Source organism: Desulfosporosinus burensis (assembly GCF_054657535.1).
The window spans coordinates 261,046-281,118 of sequence record NZ_BAAHYN010000006.1; the positions used below are offsets into that span (position 1 = coordinate 261,046).

The 20,073-nt window shown below is 42.5% G+C and carries 19 protein-coding genes and 1 riboswitch; of the genes, 9 read left to right on the top strand and 10 right to left on the bottom strand.

All coding sequences use genetic code 11. The annotated features are described in order from the left end of the window. Nucleotides 1-111: 111 nt before the first annotated feature. Nucleotides 112-1,341, top strand: coding sequence for a multidrug effflux MFS transporter (locus tag ACYQ3Q_RS12835; protein ID WP_459928928.1), 1,230 nt, complete (start codon nucleotides 112-114; stop codon nucleotides 1,339-1,341). 281 nt (nucleotides 1,342-1,622) lie between these two features. Next, complete coding sequence (rsgA, locus tag ACYQ3Q_RS12840) at nucleotides 1,623-2,414, top strand: ribosome small subunit-dependent GTPase A (RefSeq protein WP_459928929.1); 792 nt, start codon at nucleotides 1,623-1,625, stop codon at nucleotides 2,412-2,414. A 298-nt stretch (nucleotides 2,415-2,712) separates the two neighbouring features. On the opposite strand, the gene ACYQ3Q_RS12845 is transcribed toward rsgA, so the two are convergent. Then, complete coding sequence (locus ACYQ3Q_RS12845; RefSeq protein ID WP_459928930.1) at nucleotides 2,713-2,901, bottom strand: Spo0E family sporulation regulatory protein-aspartic acid phosphatase; 189 nt, start codon at nucleotides 2,899-2,901, stop codon at nucleotides 2,713-2,715. A 109-nt stretch (nucleotides 2,902-3,010) separates the two neighbouring features. Then, nucleotides 3,011-3,979 carry a cation diffusion facilitator family transporter gene (locus tag ACYQ3Q_RS12850; protein WP_459928931.1) on the bottom strand — a complete coding sequence of 323 codons (969 nt, stop codon included), beginning with the start codon at nucleotides 3,977-3,979 and terminating at the stop codon, nucleotides 3,011-3,013. A 104-nt stretch (nucleotides 3,980-4,083) separates the two neighbouring features. On the opposite strand from ACYQ3Q_RS12850, the gene ACYQ3Q_RS12855 reads away from it, so the two are divergent. Further along, entirely contained in the window at nucleotides 4,084-4,731 is a 648-nt protein-coding gene (locus ACYQ3Q_RS12855) for an SGNH/GDSL hydrolase family protein (RefSeq protein WP_459928932.1), read from the top strand. 92 nt (nucleotides 4,732-4,823) lie between these two features. Here ACYQ3Q_RS12855 and ACYQ3Q_RS12860 read toward each other — a convergent pair whose 3' ends face one another. Continuing rightward, nucleotides 4,824-5,474, bottom strand: coding sequence for a TVP38/TMEM64 family protein (locus ACYQ3Q_RS12860; protein ID WP_459929037.1), 651 nt, complete (start codon nucleotides 5,472-5,474; stop codon nucleotides 4,824-4,826). 221 nt (nucleotides 5,475-5,695) lie between these two features. Here ACYQ3Q_RS12860 and ACYQ3Q_RS12865 point away from each other — a divergent pair, with 221 nt between their 5' ends. Then, nucleotides 5,696-7,258, top strand: a complete 1,563-nt coding sequence (locus ACYQ3Q_RS12865; protein WP_459928933.1) for a sensor domain-containing diguanylate cyclase — start codon at nucleotides 5,696-5,698, stop codon at nucleotides 7,256-7,258. A gap of 123 nt (nucleotides 7,259-7,381) precedes the next feature. Here ACYQ3Q_RS12865 and ACYQ3Q_RS12870 read toward each other — a convergent pair whose 3' ends face one another. From ACYQ3Q_RS12870 to cobT, 5 genes are all read right to left on the bottom strand, one after another. Next, nucleotides 7,382-7,882 carry an HD domain-containing protein gene (locus tag ACYQ3Q_RS12870; protein WP_459928934.1) on the bottom strand — a complete coding sequence of 167 codons (501 nt, stop codon included), beginning with the start codon at nucleotides 7,880-7,882 and terminating at the stop codon, nucleotides 7,382-7,384. Between the two features lie 15 nt (nucleotides 7,883-7,897). Next, nucleotides 7,898-8,635: a putative ABC transporter permease gene (locus ACYQ3Q_RS12875; RefSeq protein WP_459928935.1), complete on the bottom strand. Its 738-nt coding sequence runs from the start codon at nucleotides 8,633-8,635 to the stop codon at nucleotides 7,898-7,900. 386 nt (nucleotides 8,636-9,021) lie between these two features. Then, nucleotides 9,022-9,756 (bottom strand): adenosylcobinamide-GDP ribazoletransferase, encoded by a 735-nt coding sequence (gene cobS, locus ACYQ3Q_RS12880; RefSeq protein WP_459928936.1) that lies wholly within the window; start codon nucleotides 9,754-9,756, stop codon nucleotides 9,022-9,024. A gap of 6 nt (nucleotides 9,757-9,762) precedes the next feature. Further along, nucleotides 9,763-10,419, bottom strand: a complete 657-nt coding sequence (gene cobU, locus ACYQ3Q_RS12885) for a bifunctional adenosylcobinamide kinase/adenosylcobinamide-phosphate guanylyltransferase (RefSeq protein ID WP_459928937.1) — start codon at nucleotides 10,417-10,419, stop codon at nucleotides 9,763-9,765. Between the two features lie 102 nt (nucleotides 10,420-10,521). Beyond that, complete coding sequence (gene cobT / locus ACYQ3Q_RS12890; RefSeq protein ID WP_459928938.1) at nucleotides 10,522-11,601, bottom strand: nicotinate-nucleotide--dimethylbenzimidazole phosphoribosyltransferase; 1,080 nt, start codon at nucleotides 11,599-11,601, stop codon at nucleotides 10,522-10,524. A 104-nt stretch (nucleotides 11,602-11,705) separates the two neighbouring features. Continuing rightward, nucleotides 11,706-11,882, bottom strand: a riboswitch (cobalamin riboswitch). A 196-nt stretch (nucleotides 11,883-12,078) separates the two neighbouring features. Here cobT and ACYQ3Q_RS12895 point away from each other — a divergent pair. From ACYQ3Q_RS12895 to ACYQ3Q_RS12910, 4 genes are all read left to right on the top strand, one after another. Next, nucleotides 12,079-13,188 carry a ParM/StbA family protein gene (locus tag ACYQ3Q_RS12895; protein ID WP_459928939.1) on the top strand — a complete coding sequence of 370 codons (1,110 nt, stop codon included), beginning with the start codon at nucleotides 12,079-12,081 and terminating at the stop codon, nucleotides 13,186-13,188. Next, entirely contained in the window at nucleotides 13,185-13,664 is a 480-nt protein-coding gene (locus ACYQ3Q_RS12900) for a hypothetical protein (protein WP_459928940.1), read from the top strand. Before ACYQ3Q_RS12895 ends, ACYQ3Q_RS12900 begins: the two co-directional genes overlap by 4 nt. Before the next feature lie 237 nt (nucleotides 13,665-13,901). Beyond that, on the top strand, nucleotides 13,902-15,224 hold the full coding sequence (locus ACYQ3Q_RS12905; protein ID WP_459928941.1) for a hemolysin family protein: 1,323 nt from the start codon (nucleotides 13,902-13,904) through the stop codon (nucleotides 15,222-15,224). 157 nt (nucleotides 15,225-15,381) lie between these two features. Next, entirely contained in the window at nucleotides 15,382-16,689 is a 1,308-nt protein-coding gene (locus tag ACYQ3Q_RS12910) for a hemolysin family protein (protein WP_459928942.1), read from the top strand. Nucleotides 16,690-16,769: 80 nt separating this feature from the next. Here ACYQ3Q_RS12910 and asnB read toward each other — a convergent pair whose 3' ends face one another. Both asnB and ACYQ3Q_RS12920 read right to left on the bottom strand, forming a co-directional pair. Then, the gene (gene asnB, locus ACYQ3Q_RS12915; protein WP_459928943.1) at nucleotides 16,770-18,659 is read right to left on the bottom strand and encodes an asparagine synthase (glutamine-hydrolyzing); all 1,890 of its coding nucleotides are present in this window, start codon (nucleotides 18,657-18,659) and stop codon (nucleotides 16,770-16,772) included. Nucleotides 18,660-18,802: 143 nt separating this feature from the next. After that, complete coding sequence (locus tag ACYQ3Q_RS12920; protein WP_459928944.1) at nucleotides 18,803-19,213, bottom strand: DUF120 domain-containing protein; 411 nt, start codon at nucleotides 19,211-19,213, stop codon at nucleotides 18,803-18,805. 499 nt (nucleotides 19,214-19,712) lie between these two features. On the opposite strand from ACYQ3Q_RS12920, the gene ACYQ3Q_RS12925 reads away from it, so the two are divergent. Then, a complete protein-coding gene (locus ACYQ3Q_RS12925) occupies nucleotides 19,713-19,883 on the top strand; it encodes a hypothetical protein (protein ID WP_459928945.1) in 171 nt (56 codons plus the stop codon). Nucleotides 19,884-20,073 lie beyond the last annotated feature (190 nt).

Here is a 20,073-nt window from a genome sequence, read left to right on the forward strand (position 1 = left end):
GACTCATTGTTTCCTCGGTGCTGTCATGTCAACGGTAGGGATGGGTCCCAAATTGGTTATTGGATTGCCCAGTAAAAGGGTTAACGTTATTGAATGGAGGATATAAAACGAATGAACACCACCATGGATCACACAGAAGGTAATCTGAGAACCCAAAAGTATTTAGGAGAAAAGGGTCTGATCGTCTTAATTGCCTTCTTAAGTGCATTTATCCCATTATCAACCGATCTTTACCTTCCAGCTCTACCACGCATGGCCGAGAATCTTAACGCTGCTCCAAGTTTAATCAATCTAACCTTAATCTTGTTTTTTCTTTTCTTTGCGGCGGGCTCTCTGTTCTGGGGACCGCTCAGCGATAAGTATGGAAGAAAACCAATTTTGTTGATAGGGTTAATTATTTTCACAGTGGCGAGTGTCCTGTGCGCCTTTTCAGAAAATGTATACCAATTAATAGGGTTTCGAATTATCCAGGCCATTGCCTGTGGAGCGGCAACTTCTGTCGCACAAGCGATTGTGAAGGATAGTTATTCCGGGAGAAAACGCTTATCGATTTTAGCCCTAGTTACCTCGATGACGATGGTTGCCCCTATTGTCGCTCCGGTTTTCGGTGCTTTGATATTAAGGTTTACGTCATGGCGTGGAGTATTTATCGTCTTGGCGGTGATCGGTCTTTTGATCACCCTCGCGGTGCTTGCCATGGAAGAAACCATTGAGCAGCGTTCTAAAGGAAGCATCCTAGAGTCCTTAGGGAGATTAGGAGTTGTTGTGAAAAATCCAAGATTCATGGTACTTTTACTGACGTTTTCCTTAATGGCTATTCCGATGATGTCGTTCATTTCATCCTCGTCCTACATTTTTGTCAATCAATTTGGGTTAAGTGAACAGGTTTACAGTTATTATTTTGCTACCAATGCTGTTTTTATGGTCATTGGTCCCTTGCTTTATATGAGACTAACAAGGCTAATTAACCCAATTTCACTAATCACAGTCAGCTATGTTATCGCCTGTTTCAGTGGATTATTAATCGTAACGATAGGAAGTCAGAGCCCGATGTTGTTCGCATTGTCATTATTGCCTGCGACATTTGCCGGCAGTGTTACCCGTCCTCCAACCTCTAACTTAATGCTGGAGCAACAAAAGGGAGATACTGGTGCAGTCGTATCCGTCATGTCCTTTATCTTTACTATCTTTGCTAGCATAGGCATGATGATGATTTCATTGGATTGGGCAAATAGGGTTAGGGTTATGGGGCTCATGTATGTGGTTTTTGCCTTTGTAAGCTTAGTAATATGGAGTCTGATCTACAAGAAATCGTTTATTCAGAAGGTCTCGCTAAAATAGATTCAATCCTATCCAGCCTTAAAGAGATATTAATCTACACTTCACCGGAGAGAACGGGCCTTGGGCTTTAAACAGGGACTTTTGTTTCAGTGCGGGTCCGGTACAATAGCTATTTCATTACACCCCATAGATTTAACCCCGTTGGCTACCACACTTATTCGTGTTAGCTTTATTGGATCGAGGTCCAAATAAAGGTAAATTATCCATGAATGGAGAACAAATTGTAAGGACCATTTCTCGAAGAAATTGAGGTTAGGAAGAAAAAGGTTGAGGGTTGATACATGTTTATTTGGTTAAGCGGAGAGCAGATTGTGGCGGCTAATATTGATACAGCCTTTATCTGTATGTCACTCAACAATGATTTTAATCTTCGCAGACTTGAGCGTTATCTTTCCATTGCATGGGACAGTAAAGCAATTCCCGTTATTGTACTAACAAAAGCGGACTTGTGTGATGACTTAGCTCATAAGCTCTCAGATCTAAAATCTGTTGCCATTGGGGTAGATGTTCTTGTCACTACAAGCATGAGTGATGACGGCTATCTGCAGGTTTTAGCATACATCAAGGAGGGTCAGACAGTTGCATTTATTGGCTCGTCCGGTGTTGGAAAATCTACGTTAATTAATCGATTGCTAGGTGAAAATGTACTTGCAACTAAAGAACTTAGAAATGACGATAAGGGTAAGCATACCACTACAAGACGAGAGTTAATCATATTGAAAAGTGGTGGTATGGTGATTGATACACCTGGGATGAGAGAGTTAGGACTGGAAAGTGTTGACCTTTCCAAAGCCTTTTCTGATATTGACAATCTATCGGAAATGTGTAAATTTCACGACTGTACCCATAACAGTGAACCAAGTTGTGCGATACAACAAGCCATTTGTGACGGTGTGCTCTCTATCGAAAGGCTAGAAAGCTATAGAAAACTGAAAAAGGAAACGAAGTACGAGGGGTTAAATTCAAAGCAAATTGAAACAGCAAAACTGAATGAAATGTTTAGCAGTGTAGGCGGCATGAAAAACGCAAGAAAGTATATCAAAGAAAAGAACAAGAAAAAGCAAGGATTTTAAAAGTGGGAGTAATGGACCCTTCTTAAATCACTTCAGAATTGTTTCCATTGTGTGAGAGTACTTCCAATGTTATCATAATAGTACATTAACTGACTTAGTAAAGGGGTTCGACAGTATTTAGAAAGTGGAAGTACCAGTTCCCTATCCGATGGTACATCCCTGATATAAAGTCCTGGCAGAGCAGGATCAAGTAAAAAACACAAGGGAATTATAGCCCTTGACGAGAATTTAACAGTTAGGGTTATTACTCCAGCTCGATTTTTACGATTTACTATTGTAAGGGTTCATACAAAAAATATTAACTATTTGAGACCTTTAAGTTAAATTTGTAGAACCTATTAAGTTCCTCATCCAGATCTTGGCTTAACTTTAAAACAAGGGGATCGAGTGGATTTCTTCCTTGTCTGACAGCGTCGTGTAATTCTTCTCGTAAATCTTCAATGGATTTAAGTAGGGTCTTCAAATCATTCTGAGCTCTTCCACGCATGCTCTTCCCTCCCTAAAACAAGGATAACTGAGAAAAAGGAACAATAGTGTGATTGAAATCGCACTTTTTTTGTGATATTGAAATGATTCTAAATAAAAGGGCAGATATGTCATTCAATTATAGGTGTTTCCCAGTCTTTTATCCCAGTATCTTCAATAATTCCTAATGTTACATCCGTGATATCCTTGTAGGTCAAGAGTTTATCTCGAATCCTAAATTTGATGTCATCAGCCACGGCTAAGGATAGGCCTGGTCTCAGTTCTATGTAGCTTTCGACGTGATAAAATCGTCCTTCTTGGAGGATACGCATTTTGTTAATATCCGTTACATCGGGATCGGATAAGATAATTTGTGAGACCGTGTCTTCAACGTCCTTGGGAGCTGAAACGCCGATCAATCCGACCATGTTCTCATATCCTACTTGAAAAGCGACTCCTCCCATGAGGAATCCAATAATGATCGCGGCAATACCATCCAAGGCCTTGATCGACGAATAGTGAGTAATCAGAATAGCTATTAGAGCCAAAATGGCGCCGAAGGTGGCTACAAGATCTTCATAGAAGACAAGTCGTGTGGCTGGAGAGGCACGTTTGACATTTTTTACGGCGACTGGAACAATACCTAATCCTTTTCCCGTAGTCCGAGTTTCGCTTAATATTTCACTCATGGCCTTAGATAGGACATAACCATCGATAGAGATAGAAGCAGCGAGACTAAAAATCGTCAAACCAAGCTTGCCAAAGGGTGCTGGATGTTGAATTAAGTGGATTCCTTCTAGAACCGTTTCATAGGCCATGATCGTCACTACGATGACTGCCCCCATGCAGAAGACATTGATAAGTCGCCCAAATCCTGATGGAAACCGTGGGGTTGGTTTCCGTTCAGAGAGAATGCTGCCAATAAAGACAAAGAGCTGGTTAACTGCGTCGGCACCAGTATGCATAGCCTCAGCAAACATTGCACCGCTCCCACTAGAAATTGCGGCGATTCCCTTGATAATCAGCAAGAAGAGGTTGCCAAGGGCCGCATATAGAGAGGAAGAATTCCCTTTACTAATGAGTTCTCGAATTGTCGTCAATGATCCTCACATCGTTTCAAAGCTTTTTGATTATGATCCCATATTTTCGGTGATTTATGCTCAGGATGTGACAAAGAGTAGTGAACATACATATCCTGTAGCATATGGGTGCTTTGAAAGCGGTGATAAATGTGAGTCTATATGTCGCATTAGGTGATTCGATTACTGCAGGATATGGCGTAGCTAGCCCCTTTTCTTTTCCCAATGTTTATGGAAATTATTTGGGACGACACGATAAAGATTTGCGCATTCTAAATTTAGGAATCAACGGTTTAACAACAAGGGGGTTGTTAAACTTATTAATGTCAAATCGGGGCTTTCGTGATTCTCTTTCCCAAGCCTCTCTCATTTCACTGACCATTGGCTCCAATGATTTACTTCGTCTTATGGGTAACCCTCAACAGAGCTTTAATCCAGCTCAAATACCCTTAATTTATGCGAATATGGCCAAAACTTTGGAGCTAGTGGGGCAAGAAATCAGGTTACTGAGCCCGAATGCTACCATTAAAGTTGCAACTCTTTACAATCCTTTGACTCAGTGGGGCCCCTATGCGCATTATTATCGACTGGCGCAGGAGATGATTGATAATAGTAATGCTATGATTATCAGATGGGCCAAGCGATTTGGATTCGTAGTCGTTTATGTAGATCGAGAGTTTAAAGGAAAAGAGCGCTTGCTCACTGGTCAGGATCAGGCACATCCGAACGCTGTCGGGTATCAACTAATTGCTAAAGCGTTTGCTCGATATTAAAAAGGTTTAGGATAAGGAAAAGTAGTCGAGATAAGTAAGCTCAAAAATAAGTAATAGCCGCCTTCTCAGCGGCTATTACTTATTTTGTATGATCAGGGTTCAGGGTTGTTAAGGCGTTTCATGGAAATATACCAGTAGAGGCCAGTTAACCCAAAGACAAGAGCTCCGATCGCTAAAGCCAGTAATAATCGACCTGGATGATCCGTCAAACGCCAAAAGTCATGTCCCACCCAAGATTCCCATAGAATCATAGGAATTTTACCAATGAAAGTCGCTAACAGAAATTTAGGAAAGGACATGAGAGATAAGCCGGCAGCATAATTGACAGCTGCAGAGGGTAATATTGGGATGAGTCGTGAGATCAAAATGATGGTGAAACTATTTCCTTCAATTAGTGTACCCCACTTGCCGAGCTTTCCCATTTTGGGTTGCGCCCATGCTTGTCCAAGTGTACGAGCTAACCAAAAACCCACAGCAGCCCCTAGCAGACTTCCGACTAGGGAAAGCAGAAATCCTCCGACCCAACCATAAAGAAGGGTGTTCACCCCTGCTATTAAGACAAAGGGTATCAGTGGAAAGAGTGCAAAAAGCATAATGATCAACAGGTCGACAAAGATGCCGATCCATCCCCATTGCGAAACAAACGCTTGAAAGGCATCAGGATTTTGGAGCTTTGGATAAAGTAGTAATACAAACGTGAGGGAGATGACCAATGTTAGTAGTGAGGCGTATTTTTTAATCAGGGAGATATCCCTCCTTAAAGTGACTTGTAAGATAATTGAAGGTTAAATATAACATAGTTCGTTTAATATGAGTAGCTTTTTCTATGGCTGGAAGGGAATAGTCTGGGTTCGAAATTAAGAATAAAACTTTTATTGAAACATTAAATAAATAGGTTTATTTGGAAGGTTTATGATAAAATGTTTTATAATAATCATGCGAGTAATGAAAGGTTGATAAGCCCATGCTGCTTCCTCCGTACAAATATAGACTTAAGCCGGAAGATATCTTAGAGCTCCTTCAGGAAATAAATTGTGAGGAAGATTTAGAAGATGCTCTGAAAATCTTGACCAAACGTGGGCTTGATTTTTTCAATTGCACAATGGCTGGTATCTGGCTATCGCGGGGTGAGGAGTTTCACCCAATGGCCATTAACGCTCGGACTGAGCTTCAGGAAAGTTTTTTAGTTCGTAATGTTCTCCCTCAAGACTTTGAACTATTTATCCGAAAAGTAGCACAAGGGAATACGTATGTAGAACGAAAATTGATGATTCACGAAATTGATGATGATGGCGACGAGCGAGACGCATCGAATTCCGAGGAAACGCATTGTTTCAATGCTTGGCGGACAACTCTCAGGGACTTCAAGGTTCGGCGAATCTTTTGCATTCCTCTCCTTCATTTTGGTCAATTATTAGGTGTTTTGTTGCTTTTCAGTGATAATCCCGCTTCCTTTGACGAGGGAAGCGTCTACTGGTTAGAACAGTTAATGCCCCTACTTTCCTCCAGTGTTTATGAACAACAATTGCGTATGGCCGCTGTTGATCGTGAACAAGCCTTATCATTGCTGCTCAGGGGAACTGAAATTTTGGTCAAGGCCGTGTCTGAAGAGCAGTTACTAGCTGAAGCCGGAGAAATGGCCATGGAAATTCTGTACCTAGAGGCAGGATTCTTTCATATGGAAACCGATGGGGAATGGAAAATACATTCTCCCTTTGGCCGGCTTAAACAGTCTGAGGATGTTTGGCAAGAATGGATCCAAAAAGATAAAAGAGCCCATTTTCCGCTTGGATACATACCGAATGAGACACCTACCCTGCGAATACTTGAAGAAGACGAACATAATAAGATTCCATATCCTGTGGAAAAAATCCTTATTCAGCCTATTAAAACCTATCGCGGAGTCGTTGGGGAACTTTGGCTATTTGATTCTAGGACACGAGACATTGCGCATACCCAAGAGATCCTGTACGCATTTGTACGGATGTTAAGCATGGCATTAGAAGCTATCCGGCAAAGAAAGGAACTTGAGCGTCTGGCGACGACGGACCGCCTAACTGGAATCATGAATCGCCAAGGGTTTGAGCAAAGGATCCTAGGAGAAATGGCGGGAACACTCAGACGTGGTTCAACGTTCCTTTTTCTGCTCCTTGATTTAGACGGATTTAAGATTTTAAATGATACAAAAGGTCATCCCATGGGAGATAAGGCCTTAAGCCATGTAGCACAGAATCTCCAGAAGTCCGTTCGACAAGAAGATATTGTCGCTCGTACAGGTGGAGATGAGTTTGCGGTCATTTTAACGGATCTTAAGTTAAGCCAAGATGCAATGAATATCATGCAGCGCTTAAAGAGTAACTTGGATTTAGAAACCTATGGTTTGGGCATAAGCATAGGAGTTGCAGAATTTCCTACAGAATCTACGGACTATGAATCTCTTTACAAGCTTTCAGATCATCGGCTTTATCTCGGCAAGCAAAATGGTAAGGGGCATATTGTGACGGAAAATGCGTTCGAAAAAAGATAACTGATGGATAAAAAAGTATACTAAAAGTCAAAGAAAAGAGCCTTTTTCACTCTGAATTTAGCGGTGAAAGGCTCTTTTCTTTGGGATGCGCATGCTAAAGTCAATAGTATGTCGTTCGATTATTCATGACTTGTGTTTAATAAGGCGAAGAGACGTGTATCGTTCAGAAGGCGGAAGATCACGTTTGAATTTTAAGCGAAATTCCTGGATCGAGGCCATCTTATCTGCAACCATGACCAGAAAAGCCTCTCGGGTTTTAGGTAAGCGCGGGGTAAGTGGCCACATATGGCTCAAAATAATGTCTTTTTCCTTCTCGCTGAGCTGAAAACATCGTTCCGCGTTCTGGCAGGCAATGCGAGGATGGCGAAAACCATGCCACCGGGATCGGTCTGGTCTTGGCTCATGCCAGTCGTACAGGAAAAAGTCATGGAGTAGGGCGCCACGAGTAATAGCGTGTGTGTCCAACTTGAGCTTGCTTTCAAGGCGTAGTGACCAGTCATAGGCTATTTGCGCAACACGAAGAGAGTGCTCTAAAGTAGTAAATGGACGATGATGGGTAAAACGTGCCAATTGTTGATACTCTTCGTGGTTCAGAATGTCCTCGACGTGCTCTGATAAATCCAAAATCAGTTCACCTTCCTAGTCAAGTGAGTGGGGGTCGTTTTCTCCACTTGGGTTGGAGAATTTTTGCCGTTGAAGGCTTAAAAAGTGCTCGAGAGCTTCCTGCTTAGCATATAGTAAAGCCATCTTTTCGCTTAAAGTATGGCGCATTTTCGGATAGGCATGAAGAAATCTTTGATACGGAGAGCAGGCTGAGTGAAATAACGTGAGTTCCAGACGTTCATACTGCTCCTGGAACATCGAGACAAAGTGTTCAAGACGACGTAGTAAGAGGGTGGAACGGATAATATCCCAAATAACATAGGCTGTCAAGATAATAGCTAAGATAGAACGGCCAGTCGGTGGAATGCGCAACATTTGAATTTGAACGGCTGGGTGTATGACGAGATGAAATGCAAGCCCTAAAACCCCCCAAAGAAGGGAGAACTGGAGAGCGATGCGCCCATGAAGATTAAAAGGTGTTGTATGATAATCCCAAAGCTGCAGGCGAAAGAAGCGCTCGAAAAACCATCCAGCGACATATTCCAGCAAGGTGCTCAAAAACACAAAACTAAGAAACTGCCATTCCCAAGCGAGTTGAGATAACAGCCCAGAGGACCAGATCACCAAAGTCGTAAAGAAGCCATAGATCGGGAGGAACGGGCCAACTAAAAATCCAGGATTGACAACCTTTCGTTGGGATATTGTACGGTAGATTGTTTCCATTACCCAGCCGGCAAATGCATAAAATGAAAATAAGAGGATAAAGTCTGTCATGGTTCTCCCTCTCTAGCGATACTAAATAATTAGCAATGCCAATTATCTCTAGTGTACTCTAAAAATTCCTTATTGTACATTTATGGACTAATTTTATCATATTAATATAACGCTAAGATTAATACCTACTTTTGAAACGATTTTGACTAGAAAAGTTTTTTCGTGGCCCGAAAACATGAGACTAAGTTAATTAAATTGGAATAGGCAAACAATATTAGCAAGACTAATAAGCAAGACTAATAAGCAAGACTAATAAGCAAGACTAAATAAGCAAGACTAAATAAGCAAAACTAGTTAGTAAAACAAATAGTAAAACTAATATTTAAACGGAAGGGTATTGATAGTTCATTACCCTTCCGTTTTGCTTATATTGAAGTTCACTATGCCTACTTTATAAAAGGAAAAGCGATAACTAAACAGATAACTTCCGAAAGTTCGATAAAAGCCCCATATAGATCACCTGTCAGACCCCCTAGTAAGGAGGAGATTTTAGAAGCCATTAAGAATATGACTAAGGCGGTAACTCCTAAGGCGATCGGTCCAGCTGAGCCGAGCAGATAAAAAGATATTCCGCAGACCAGCGCTCCGCTGAGCAGGAATGGAATCCACTGGGTTGCTTCGTGAAACCCTTTGCCTAGCCCCTGGGAGCGGGCATAGGGAAATCCGATCATCCCAATCTGAAAGACCCAGCGAGAGAGCATTGGCATGACGATAAGAATCGGTAACATCGGAACGGTTAGGTTGGCTAGGAAGGTGAATTTCAAGAGCAATAAGCCCACGAGAGCCATTGAGGCATGGGCACCAACTCGGCTGTCTTTCATGATATCTAAGATTTTTTCTGGGCTTCGAGCGGATAATAAACCATCCATGCTATCCATGAATCCGTCAAGATGGATTCCTCCGGTGAGCACTAACTCCGCAACTAAGATGAGAGCCCCGAGAACTAAAGGGGGATAATAGGGCATCATGACTTTCGCCAGCAGCCAGAGGATAAGACCTAAGACTAGTCCTACGAACGGATAATATCGATAACTGCGCAGGAATTCTTCTGAAGTAACATTCTTAGGGATCGGTAAAGGAATTCGGGTAAAAAAGGTAAGTGCTATGAGGAATCCGCGCATCTCAGATCACTCCTTGTGCAGGGAAGCAAGAAGCTGCCCGCCAGAGTGTTTAAGTTCCAAGGGGTAACCTGCTACAACAAGATAGACATGATCAGCACAGCGGGCAAGTATTTGATTGCTACGTCCAGCTAAATCACGGTATGCCCGAGCTAAAGGGTTCTCAGGGACAATGCCCTGGCCGACTTCGTTGGTGACAAAGAGGACTTGAGGTTTAATCTCTTGGGCAAGTTGGGCAACCTCTTGAACCATAGTTAGGATTTGTGGTTCGAGGTCGGGGTACATCTTATCCTGTTTAGAGGAGCCTAGGGTGGATTCTACTCCTTCGTGATCAGAATGGTCAGCTCGTTCTGTTTGTTCTGCATGTCCAGTTTGTTGAGTTAAGAGAAGATTAGTAAGCCAGAGCGTGACACAATCAAGCAGAATGACTCCGTCATAGTCTTTGAGTTGGCAAAGTGTTTCTCGAATCTTTAGAGGTTCCTCAATGAGTTGCCAAGTTGCCGGGCGCTGGTTTTGGTGTTTTTTAACACGATGGGCCATTTCTTCGTCCCAGATTTGGGCGGTGGCAATGTACGTTACAGGACGATTTACCGAAGCGGCCAGAAGTTCTGCAAAGCTACTCTTTCCGCTCCGTGCACCGCCTGTTACTAAAGTGAATTGAGACATGGCATTCATCGACTCCCATGAATATTTATTAAGATTGATTTACTTAAGTAGAGGCTTTGACTCGTCTTTTCTGACTTTGAATAGTGTTTGATTTTTGATTCTCTAGCTTGACTTTTCGCTGACTCCAGCATCGCCGAAAGTTGCCATTTCCTTAAGAATATGAAGTGCAGCTTCGACTAAGTGAAAGGCTAGGACCGCTCCCGTTCCTTCTCCAAGTCTCATATTTAGGTTAATTACCGGATCAAGGCCTAGGCTTGCTAAGGCCTTACGGTGACCAGGTTCGACTGAACCGTGGGAGGGAATCATGAAGGCCGTACATTTTGGGGCAATTTTTGAAGCGATGAGTGCTCCGGCCGTCGAGATAAACCCGTCAATGACAATCGGAACACGGCTAGCTGCCGCTTGAAGGATTGAACCAGCAATCGCCGCAATTTCTAAACCGCCTACTTTGCTTAGAACATCTAGAGCGTCGTCTGCATTAGGTTGATTGACGTCAAAGGCCGTTTGAATGGCCTGGCGTTTCTTAATTAAGCCAGCATCATCAATTCCAGTTCCTCGTCCGACAACGTCCTCAAGGGGGGAATTGGTAAAGAGGGCAACGATTGCAGAGCTAGGGGTAGTATTGCCAATTCCGAGGTCACCTGTAGCAAAGAGGTTATATCCTGCACCGATCTTTTCTGCTGCAACTTCAGCACCGACCAGTAGAGCTTGCAGTGCTTCGTGACGGGTCATTGCCGGGCCCTTGGTCATGTTCTGGGTTCCATTAGCAACCCGTTTGTGAATAAGGTTTCCTTCTAAGGGGAAGGCAACCCCAACATCCGTACAAAAAACCTCGGCATTGGCTTGGCGAGCCAGTACATTGATGGCTGCGCCACCACTTATGATATTATACACCATTTGAGGGGTAACTTCTTGGGGAAAGGCACTAACTCCTTCAGCTGCGATGCCATGATCTCCAGCCATCAAGAGGACTGCTTTCTTATTGATCTGAGGATTAGAGGTTCGTTGGATACCTCCAAGTTGCTTGGCTATATGCTCTAATTGTCCAAGACTGCCTTGTGGTTTGGTCAGGATGTCCAAGCGTGCTTGGACCTTAGCCATGGAATCCTCGTCAAGTTCTGAGATGTTCGCAGTTAGAGCTTCGAGTTGGGCATAGAGTTGTGCTTCTGACAAATTTTTCATTAAAACTCCTCCTCAATATAGTTGTTGAAAAATAGAAAATCCCGACCACAAATAAATCTGTGGTCGGGACTTTACCGTCATCACCGCCGCTCTCCACGATGTGGAAAGACTTAAAGATTTAGGCAGGTCTCCTGGCTATCGAATCATCGCTTTAATTTGTCACCTTCCCAGCAAAGTGCCAGTGGTCAACAAAGCTCATCGAATACAGTGGTGGGTCCGCGTCGGTTTTGAACCGAACTTCCCTATTCTCCCCAAAGGGCACCTAAATTCAAGTAATTTTTCTTTTAGCATACCACAACCTTTTTCTAATCTCAAGTATAGTGTTGGTCACTATTTAAATATTTAGAAGAATTTTAATAACCCATTTTTACAAGCGTGTTAGCTTCGTATATAATGATAGATATAGCAGTAGCAGGTGTAGGTGTAGGTGTAGTTATTAGTTTGTCCATAATTGATTGTAATCGAGGAGGAACACGTGTGTTAGATAGTGATATTCTTGTGGCCGGAGCAGATCCGGGATTTGGAGCGATTAAACTGGATACTGGAGATGCAAAAGTATTATTTCCAGCTGTAATTTGTAAAGGGAATGAGCGGATTTTCTCAACCTTAGGTAATTCCCTGATTAGTAAAGGATCTGACTTAGAAACTCAGATTTCTACTTTGGATGTTTTGGTCAAGAATAATTCGACGGGTGTGGAACGGCATTACTTCATGGGAAGTTTGGCTGAAAGCCTGAATCCGAACGAAGCTCATTATTGCTGGGATGAAGACAAATCTTCGGATGAAGAAGCAACAGCATTACTGGTAGTGGCTTTAGCCCTAGCCCAAAAAACTCCTAAAGCGAATATTTATCTTGGAACTGGCGTGCCCGTTAAGTATTATGCTAGTTTAAAGGACAAGTATGAAGCGGAATTAAAGGGGTCTTTTTCGGTAACCTTTCATTCAGGTCCCATGAAAGGGTTGACACGGCAACTGAACATCTTGCGCTCTCGAGTGCTTCCCCAGAGTTATGGAGTCTTTATTAAGGAAACTCTTAATGAATATGGGATGCCGACGAGCGCCAAGTTATTTAGCGGGTATGTGGTGGTCATCGATCCGGGCTTTCGCACGACAGATATTGCCACTTTTTATGATGGCGTAATGCTTGATCCACCCAATTCGTTTAGTATTGAAAAGGGGTTAAAGTGGGCGTATATTGGAGTGGCCGATAAACTGAAGGAATTGACCGCAAATCACGAAAACCCCATTGAAACGGATGATAAGGAATTAGATAAAATTTTCCGAGTGAACGGGGGATTGTATCCTTGGAATAACGGCTCGATTAATCTTAATCCGATCATGAAGAACATGCTTGCTCAGTTAGGAACTGATATCTCCCGGGAAGTGAAAAAGGCCTTAAAACCAATGCTTGGTAAACTGCATACCGTCTTAGTAGCCGGAAAGGTCGGAGAAATGGTCTATGAGCATATCCAATTAGAAAATAAGCTTCTGATTGACGATCCACAATTTGGTAATGCCACAGGATTTCGGATTATGGCTACGACTCTGGTGAATAATATAACGAAGAAATCGAACCCGCCAGTATGATTAATGCTCAGCCTACCTTTATTCCGCTGTTTTTTGATGAAGCTGAGACGGATCTCTGGTTAGCTATACAGCGGATTGAACCAGAGGAGCGAAGTTCCTTTATTAAAGCGATTTTGAGACAAGTACTAATAGGAAACTGCGTAGAAGGGATATTAGTGAAGGAAAACCAAAACTCTGCAAGCAATTTACCCGAAGAAGGGGAAATTTCTAAGGTGAATGATCAGGAAATTCAGGCGGATTTGCGGGACGATGAGCTTGAAAGAACTGAAACCTTTTCATTAGAGGCTTTATTTGAGGTCAAGGTACCTGACCAAGACACTGAACAGATCGGTGAATTTGATGTGGAATCCTTAAGAGAGGATGAACCAATTCGACCGGCAGGTTTTGAGTATATGATGAAGCATATTATCGGTACAGAAGAGGACGAGGCAGTTCTGAAGGTTTTGCAAGGCTTTCTAAATGAAAGGGGCCAATAGCTAAGGGGAAATAGATTAAGGGGAAATAGATTAAGGGGAAATAGATTAAGGGGAAATAGATTAAGGGAAAATAGATTAAGGGAAAATAGAAATTTTCCTTTGATATAAGTAACGATAGTGATGTATAATTATGGTCTAGCATAAGTACAAATAATCATAATAATACAATCATGGTAAGGTCTTTTAGATATTAAAAGGAGGAGAAAAATCATAGACGGTCTGTTCTGGAGTGTCATAATGATATTAATTGCATTCTTATTAGTGGGATTAAATGGTTTTTTTGTGGCTGCTGAATTCTCTTTGGTTAAAGTACGTAAGACTCGTTTGGCAGAACTTGCGGAGAATGGTTCGTCGAGGGCACAAACTGCCCTGGATGTTACCTCGCAACTTGATGCATACCTTTCTGCCTGTCAGCTTGGGATCACGCTCTCTTCCTTGGGCTTAGGTTGGATTGGTGAACCAGCGATTGCTGCCCTGATTGAAACCTTGGTTGGTGGGATAGCTGGTTGGAACACCATCTACACTCATACAATTTCTATAACGATAGGCTTTTCAATTATCTCATTATTACACATTGTTTTAGGTGAACTTGTCCCTAAATCATTAGCAATTCAAAAGGCAGAAGCGACTGCCCTGGCTACTGCTGGTTTCCTAAAAGCCTTTTACTGGCTCTGTTTTCCAATTATTCGGTCGCTTAATAGCTTAGCTAACCTAGTGTTACGTATTTGGGGAATTCAACCTGCCAATGAAGCGGACTTATCCCATAGTGAAGAAGAACTGAGAATGCTAGTCGAGGCTAGTCAAAAACATGGCTATTTAGATAAGATGGAAGGTAAACTACTAGACAATGTGTTTGAATTTTCGGATCGTATTGCTAGTGAAGTGATGATTCCACGGCAAGATATGGTCTGTATTTTTATCCAGGATACGTTTGAAGAGATTCTCGATATTGTTAAAAAGTATGGTCACACACGATATCTGCTGTGTGATGATGATAAAGATCATGTTCTCGGGTTAGTGCATATGCGGGACATCTTTCGGCTTAGGGAACAGGAAGGCGAGAAGGATATCACTCAGATTAGGAGGGATATCATCGTCGTTCCTGAGGGAATGCCAATTTCTCATCTTGTCCAGAAGATGCGAAGCCAACGAACGCATATGGCGATCGTGGTGGATGAGTTCGGTGGGTCTGCTGGGTTAGTGACGATTGAAGATATGTTAGAAGAACTTGTCGGAGAAATTTACGATGAATTTGAATTAGAGCAGCCTCCTATTCAAAAGGTGGCTGAATATGAATATTTCCTTAATGGACGAGTCTTAATGGAAGAAGTTTCGGAACTTCTGGACATTGAGCTCGAAGAGGAAACGGTCTCTACAATTGGTGGATATGTCTTTTCTAGGTTAGGTCGCAGGCCAGTCAAAGGGGATGTCATTTATTTTGATGGGTTCCATTTTGAAGTAATGGAAGTGATCGGATTCAGAATTACCAAGGTTATGGTCAAGAAAAAGCTACTCGAAACTAAAGCCGACGAAGTGAAGGATATCCATCAGGCAGTTTGACATTTGAACTGAGTTTAAGCACACCCTATTGACTAGTCAATAGGGTGTATAAATGTTTCCCAATATAAGTAGACTAAATTAAATAGGGACTACCATGTTTTGTTTCCAAAAAACAAGGAGGAGAAAAATCATCGAAGGTCTACTTTGGAGTGTCATAATGATCTTAATTGCATTCTTGTTAGTTGGATTAAATGGACTTTTTGTGGCTGCTGAATTTTCCTTGATCAAAGTGCGTAAGACACGTTTGGCAGAGCTTGCGGAGAATGGTTCGCCCAGAGCACAAACTGCCCTAGATGTTACCTCACAGCTTGATGCATACCTTTCGGCCTGTCAGCTTGGGATAACACTTTCTTCCTTGGGCTTAGGTTGGGTGGGTGAACCAGCAATTGCGACCCTTATTGAACCGTTGTTTACTGGAATTGCCGGTTGGGACACCATCTACACCCATACTATCTCTTTAGTAATAGCCTTTTCAATCATTACATTATTACACATTGTTTTGGGTGAACTCGTGCCTAAATCCTTAGCAATTCAAAGGTCAGAGAGTACCGCCCTGGCTACAGCTGGACTTTTAAAGGGTTTTTACTGGATCTGTTATCCAATTATACGAGCACTTAATGGCTTAGCTAACCTTGTCTTGCGTATGTGGAGAATTGAACCAGCCAATGAGGCAGATTTATCCCATAGTGAAGAAGAACTCAGAATGTTAGTCGATGCCAGTCAAAAGCATGGATATTTAGATAAATTAGAAGGTAAACTGTTAGATAATGTCTTTGAATTTTCGGATCGTAACGCTAGTGAAGTGATGGTTCCTCGGCAAGATATGGTCTGCATTTTCATTCAAGACACCTTCGAGGAGGTTCTAGAGGTCGTCAAAAAATATGGCCATACGCGTTATTTGCTGTGTGATGATGATAAAGACCATGTCCTCGGCTTAGTTCATATGAGAGACATCCTCCGGCTACAGGAACAGTCGGGTGAGAAGGATATTATTCAGATTAAGCGGGATATCCTTGCTGTTCCTGAGGGCATGCCTATATCTCATCTTGTTCAAAGAATGAGAAGTTTGCGAACCCACATAGCAGTTGTCGTGGATGAATTCGGCGGCTCGGCGGGACTGGTCACGATCGAAGATATGTTGGAAGAATTAGTCGGAGAAATCTATGATGAATTCGAGTCGGAACAACCGCCTATTCAGAAAATATCTGACAATGAATATCTCCTAAATGGGCGTGTCTTAATGGAAGAAGTTTCAGAAATGCTCGACATTCAACTAGAAGAGGAAACCGTCACAACCATTGGAGGATATATTTTTTCGAGGCTAGGGCGAAAACCTGTCAAAGGGGATAGCGTTTCTTTCGAAGGAATTCAGTTTGAAGTTATAGAGGTAATGGGATTTAGAATTACCCAGGTAAAGATCGTGAGTAAGCCCCTCGAAACAAAACCCAGTGAAGTAAAATCCTAAAAGTGAAAGTATCCCCGCAAGTTGTTGCGGTTGAGCCTCTGAAGGCATCGTACTAGCCAGGTTTTCTTTGTTACTAATCTTTAAAGAATCCTAACTTTGTTTTCCATTAACCAATAATTGACCTGAATAAGGTAGGCAAAGAGTTGTGGAAGGTCCATCAGCTGCCCAAACCAGGGACGACCAGAAGGCATGGTATCTGAGATCTTCATGAGATCCCGTAAGGCTGGGAGGTTGAGGAAGGGAAGAACCGGGGAAGTCTTATCTTCGAGGATGTCACTTAGCCAGGTACGAACTGTAGAAAGATAACTGGGGTGATGAGTTTTTGGGTAGGGGCTTTTGCGGCGCCAAAGCACATCGTCAGGTAAGATCCCGGTGAGGGCTTGGCGCAGAAGCCCTTTTTCTCTGCCTTCAATAGCCTTCATCTCCCAAGGGATGTTCCAGGCGTATTCGACTAAGCGATGATCACAGTATGGAACTCGTACTTCAAGCCCGGTTGCCATTGTCATGCGGTCCTTGCGATCTAGGAGAGTCGGCATGAAACGGGTTAACGTTAAATAGGTAATCTCACGGATTCGCGCTTCGCGTTGCAGATTTCCGGTCAAGGTTCGGCTGTCTCGGTGAATTACAGAGGAAGAACTGGGAAGCAGGGGGATTTCGCTCAGAGCCTCTTCGTAGCGTTTCTGTAAATAGTCGCGGGGGTGAAGAAGTTCATGGAGTTCAGGGGAAAGGATCTGTAAACGGTTTTCAACATGTAGTGTCCAGGGAAAGGTTTGAGCGTCGAGGGCATCTTGACGATGAAACCAAGGGTAACCTCCAAAAACTTCATCGGCACATTCTCCTGACAAACCGACGGTAACTTTTTTCTTGATCTCACGCGAAAAGAGTAACAGAGAAGCATCAACGTCAGCCATACCAGGTAGATCCCTTGCTATAGTAGAGGCTTTAAGTGCTTGAACAAGCTCAGGGATCTTGAAAGCACAGTTAGTGTGCTTAGTTCCGAAGGTTTGGGACACTCGTTCAATCCATGGTCCATCTGCGCTGGGTTGGAAGGCATTGGCATGAAAATACTTATCATTCTCAGCATAATCAACTGAAAAAGTCGGCAGGGAACCATGGCCGTTGAGGTTCTGGAACTCCGCAGCGATTGCTGTAATAGCACTGGAATCCAATCCCCCGGAGAGTAGAGTGCCGATCGGTACATCAGAAACCAACTGACGTTGGACGGTATCGACAAAAAGCTCACGGATCTTGGCGATGGTCGTCGGTAAATCATCTTCATGAACATGATTAGGTAAGGCCCAATACCTTCGAATTAGCAGGCCGTTGGCAGAATAGATTAAAAAATGCCCTGGTCTAAGTTCGGAAATTCCCTCGTAGACGCCCACTCCGGGAGTCCTCGCTGGACCTAGAAGAAAAATTTCGGATAGTCCCTCTATCCCAAGGTTGGGGGAAATGGCGGGGTGTTTCAATAATGCCTTAAGTTCAGAAGCAAAAACCAGGCCTTTTAGCAGTTCACTGTAAAAGAGAGGTTTAACCCCCAGACGATCACGCGCCACAAATAACCGTTGTTCCTGACTATCCCAGATTCCAAAAGCGAAAATTCCATTAAAACGTTCGACACAGGAGGGTCCCCATTCTAGATAGGAGAGCAGGACGACCTCTGTATCAGAATGCCCTTCGAATAAATACCCTCGGCTCAAAAGTTCTTGACGAAGTTCGGGTGTATTATAGAGTTCGCCGTTGTAGATTAAGGTATAGGTATGTTCACCACGTCGACGAATCATCGGTTGAAGACCACCCTTGGGATCGACAACTACCAATCGGCGGTGTCCGAACGCGGCCCGAGGAGTAAGCCAGTAACCTTCAGCATCGGGTCCCCGAGGGATTAAGGTTTGTGTCATCCCTATTAAAACATCTTTTTGGAGAGTTAAATCACGTTCCCAATCTACTTGACCTACGATTCCACACATCTTAAGTCCTCCTTTATATGAGACAGATAACCGTTATCAATTAACTAAGATATACTATTCCTATAGGTTGGCAATGGTTCCTGTGTTTTATGTAAAATGTTTGGCTGGTCCCACCTCTATTTAATGCACCATACCTTACGGCATTACAATTGGTCTAAAGACATTGATACAAGGTCACCGTCTTTCAGCCCTAATCCTGATCTCAAGTGGAACGGGGCCATGAGTTCTATGACGTCCCCTGGATATCCGGATACTAAGGGCACAACTGCCACTACCTCGAACTCAGCTAGGTGTCCGGGAAATAGTAGTCCGGCGCAATAATCTGTATTTGGTGGCGTCATCTGTAACCCTTTCGCCTCTCGACGCCACTCCCGCCATTGTTCGAATTCTTTTCCATCAACACGAATGTTCAGGGTTCCCGGATAAGGCAAAAAACCAAGAAGCTGAACGCACTTTTCCTTTACCCAATTTAGATTGGTAAATAAGGCTGCTTGTTGTACACCGGTGCACACTGCGCCAGTGATAATTGTCGATCTTTGGTCGCTTATACTCATTTCATTACTCCCCGTTAATCATAATTCTAAGACGCTGTCGTTAATTAATATCGAGTAGGTATTCGCAGTGGCTGAGATAGAACAATTTAGTGGTGATTCTTCGTGATGGGACATATCTCCTGCCATATATGATGCGATTTATTAGATAGAAAGGGAACAAGTATAGGTCACAACATATATTTGCAGGACATGAGACAGGAATAGATGCACTACGCATAACGGTGTATGTTGAGGAATTTGTTTTCAAGCCTTTATTAACAGCAGAGGTTCTAAGTATGAAACATTCAGTTTCATTTATTAAATCATTTATAACAAACTATAGTTATTTATTTAGGCACCTTTCAATAAAGCCTTCTTTTTAACATTACATTTTGATCGTTCGGTACCTACATATTACAACTCAAGCTATTTTAGTTAACCTTGGCGAGAAAATTGCTTAATTAAAAAAAATAGATATGTTATCAACTATTAATTTTTTTTAAAAAAAGGAGGAATAAACATGGCTACTCATAAATGTAAGGATTGCCGTTTTTTCAGACAAGTTGTTAGTGCTATTTGGTGTTCACAAGCAAAACGTGAAAGTATAATCCCTAACGATTCTTACGAATGCTTTACTGAGAAACAAAAAGATGGTTATGAAAATTACCAAGCTCAGAACAATCAGCAATAATCCCAGATGATTGGTCATACAATAGACATCACAATTCCATTAGAAAACTCCTGCTAAGAGATTAGTTGGGGGTTTTTTACATTTAGTAACGTTTTTCTTTTTTAGACTAAGTTTTATTTTTGGAACGACAAGTTCCAAAAACAAAATTATTATTTTCCCATTAGAAATGTCTTGAGATTTTGCTCAATAG

What these genes read in the sequence shown, in the direction of transcription:
- ACYQ3Q_RS12835 (WP_459928928.1), top strand. Translation starts at nt 112, where the DNA reads ATGAACACCACCATGGATCACACAGAAGGTAATCTGAGAACCCAAAAG.
- rsgA (WP_459928929.1), top strand. Translation starts at nt 1,623, where the DNA reads ATGTTTATTTGGTTAAGCGGAGAGCAGATTGTGGCGGCTAATATTGAT.
- ACYQ3Q_RS12845 (WP_459928930.1), bottom strand. Translation starts at nt 2,901, where the DNA reads ATGCGTGGAAGAGCTCAGAATGATTTGAAGACCCTACTTAAATCCATT.
- ACYQ3Q_RS12855 (WP_459928932.1), top strand. Translation starts at nt 4,084, where the DNA reads ATGGGTGCTTTGAAAGCGGTGATAAATGTGAGTCTATATGTCGCATTA.
- ACYQ3Q_RS12865 (WP_459928933.1), top strand. Translation starts at nt 5,696, where the DNA reads ATGCTGCTTCCTCCGTACAAATATAGACTTAAGCCGGAAGATATCTTA.
- ACYQ3Q_RS12875 (WP_459928935.1), bottom strand. Translation starts at nt 8,635, where the DNA reads ATGACAGACTTTATCCTCTTATTTTCATTTTATGCATTTGCCGGCTGG.
- cobS (WP_459928936.1), bottom strand. Translation starts at nt 9,756, where the DNA reads ATGCGCGGATTCCTCATAGCACTTACCTTTTTTACCCGAATTCCTTTA.
- cobU (WP_459928937.1), bottom strand. Translation starts at nt 10,419, where the DNA reads ATGTCTCAATTCACTTTAGTAACAGGCGGTGCACGGAGCGGAAAGAGT.
- cobT (WP_459928938.1), bottom strand. Translation starts at nt 11,601, where the DNA reads ATGAAAAATTTGTCAGAAGCACAACTCTATGCCCAACTCGAAGCTCTA.
- ACYQ3Q_RS12900 (WP_459928940.1), top strand. Translation starts at nt 13,185, where the DNA reads ATGATTAATGCTCAGCCTACCTTTATTCCGCTGTTTTTTGATGAAGCT.
- ACYQ3Q_RS12905 (WP_459928941.1), top strand. Translation starts at nt 13,902, where the DNA reads ATGATATTAATTGCATTCTTATTAGTGGGATTAAATGGTTTTTTTGTG.
- ACYQ3Q_RS12910 (WP_459928942.1), top strand. Translation starts at nt 15,382, where the DNA reads ATGATCTTAATTGCATTCTTGTTAGTTGGATTAAATGGACTTTTTGTG.
- asnB (WP_459928943.1), bottom strand. Translation starts at nt 18,659, where the DNA reads ATGTGTGGAATCGTAGGTCAAGTAGATTGGGAACGTGATTTAACTCTC.
- ACYQ3Q_RS12920 (WP_459928944.1), bottom strand. Translation starts at nt 19,213, where the DNA reads ATGAGTATAAGCGACCAAAGATCGACAATTATCACTGGCGCAGTGTGC.
- ACYQ3Q_RS12925 (WP_459928945.1), top strand. Translation starts at nt 19,713, where the DNA reads ATGGCTACTCATAAATGTAAGGATTGCCGTTTTTTCAGACAAGTTGTT.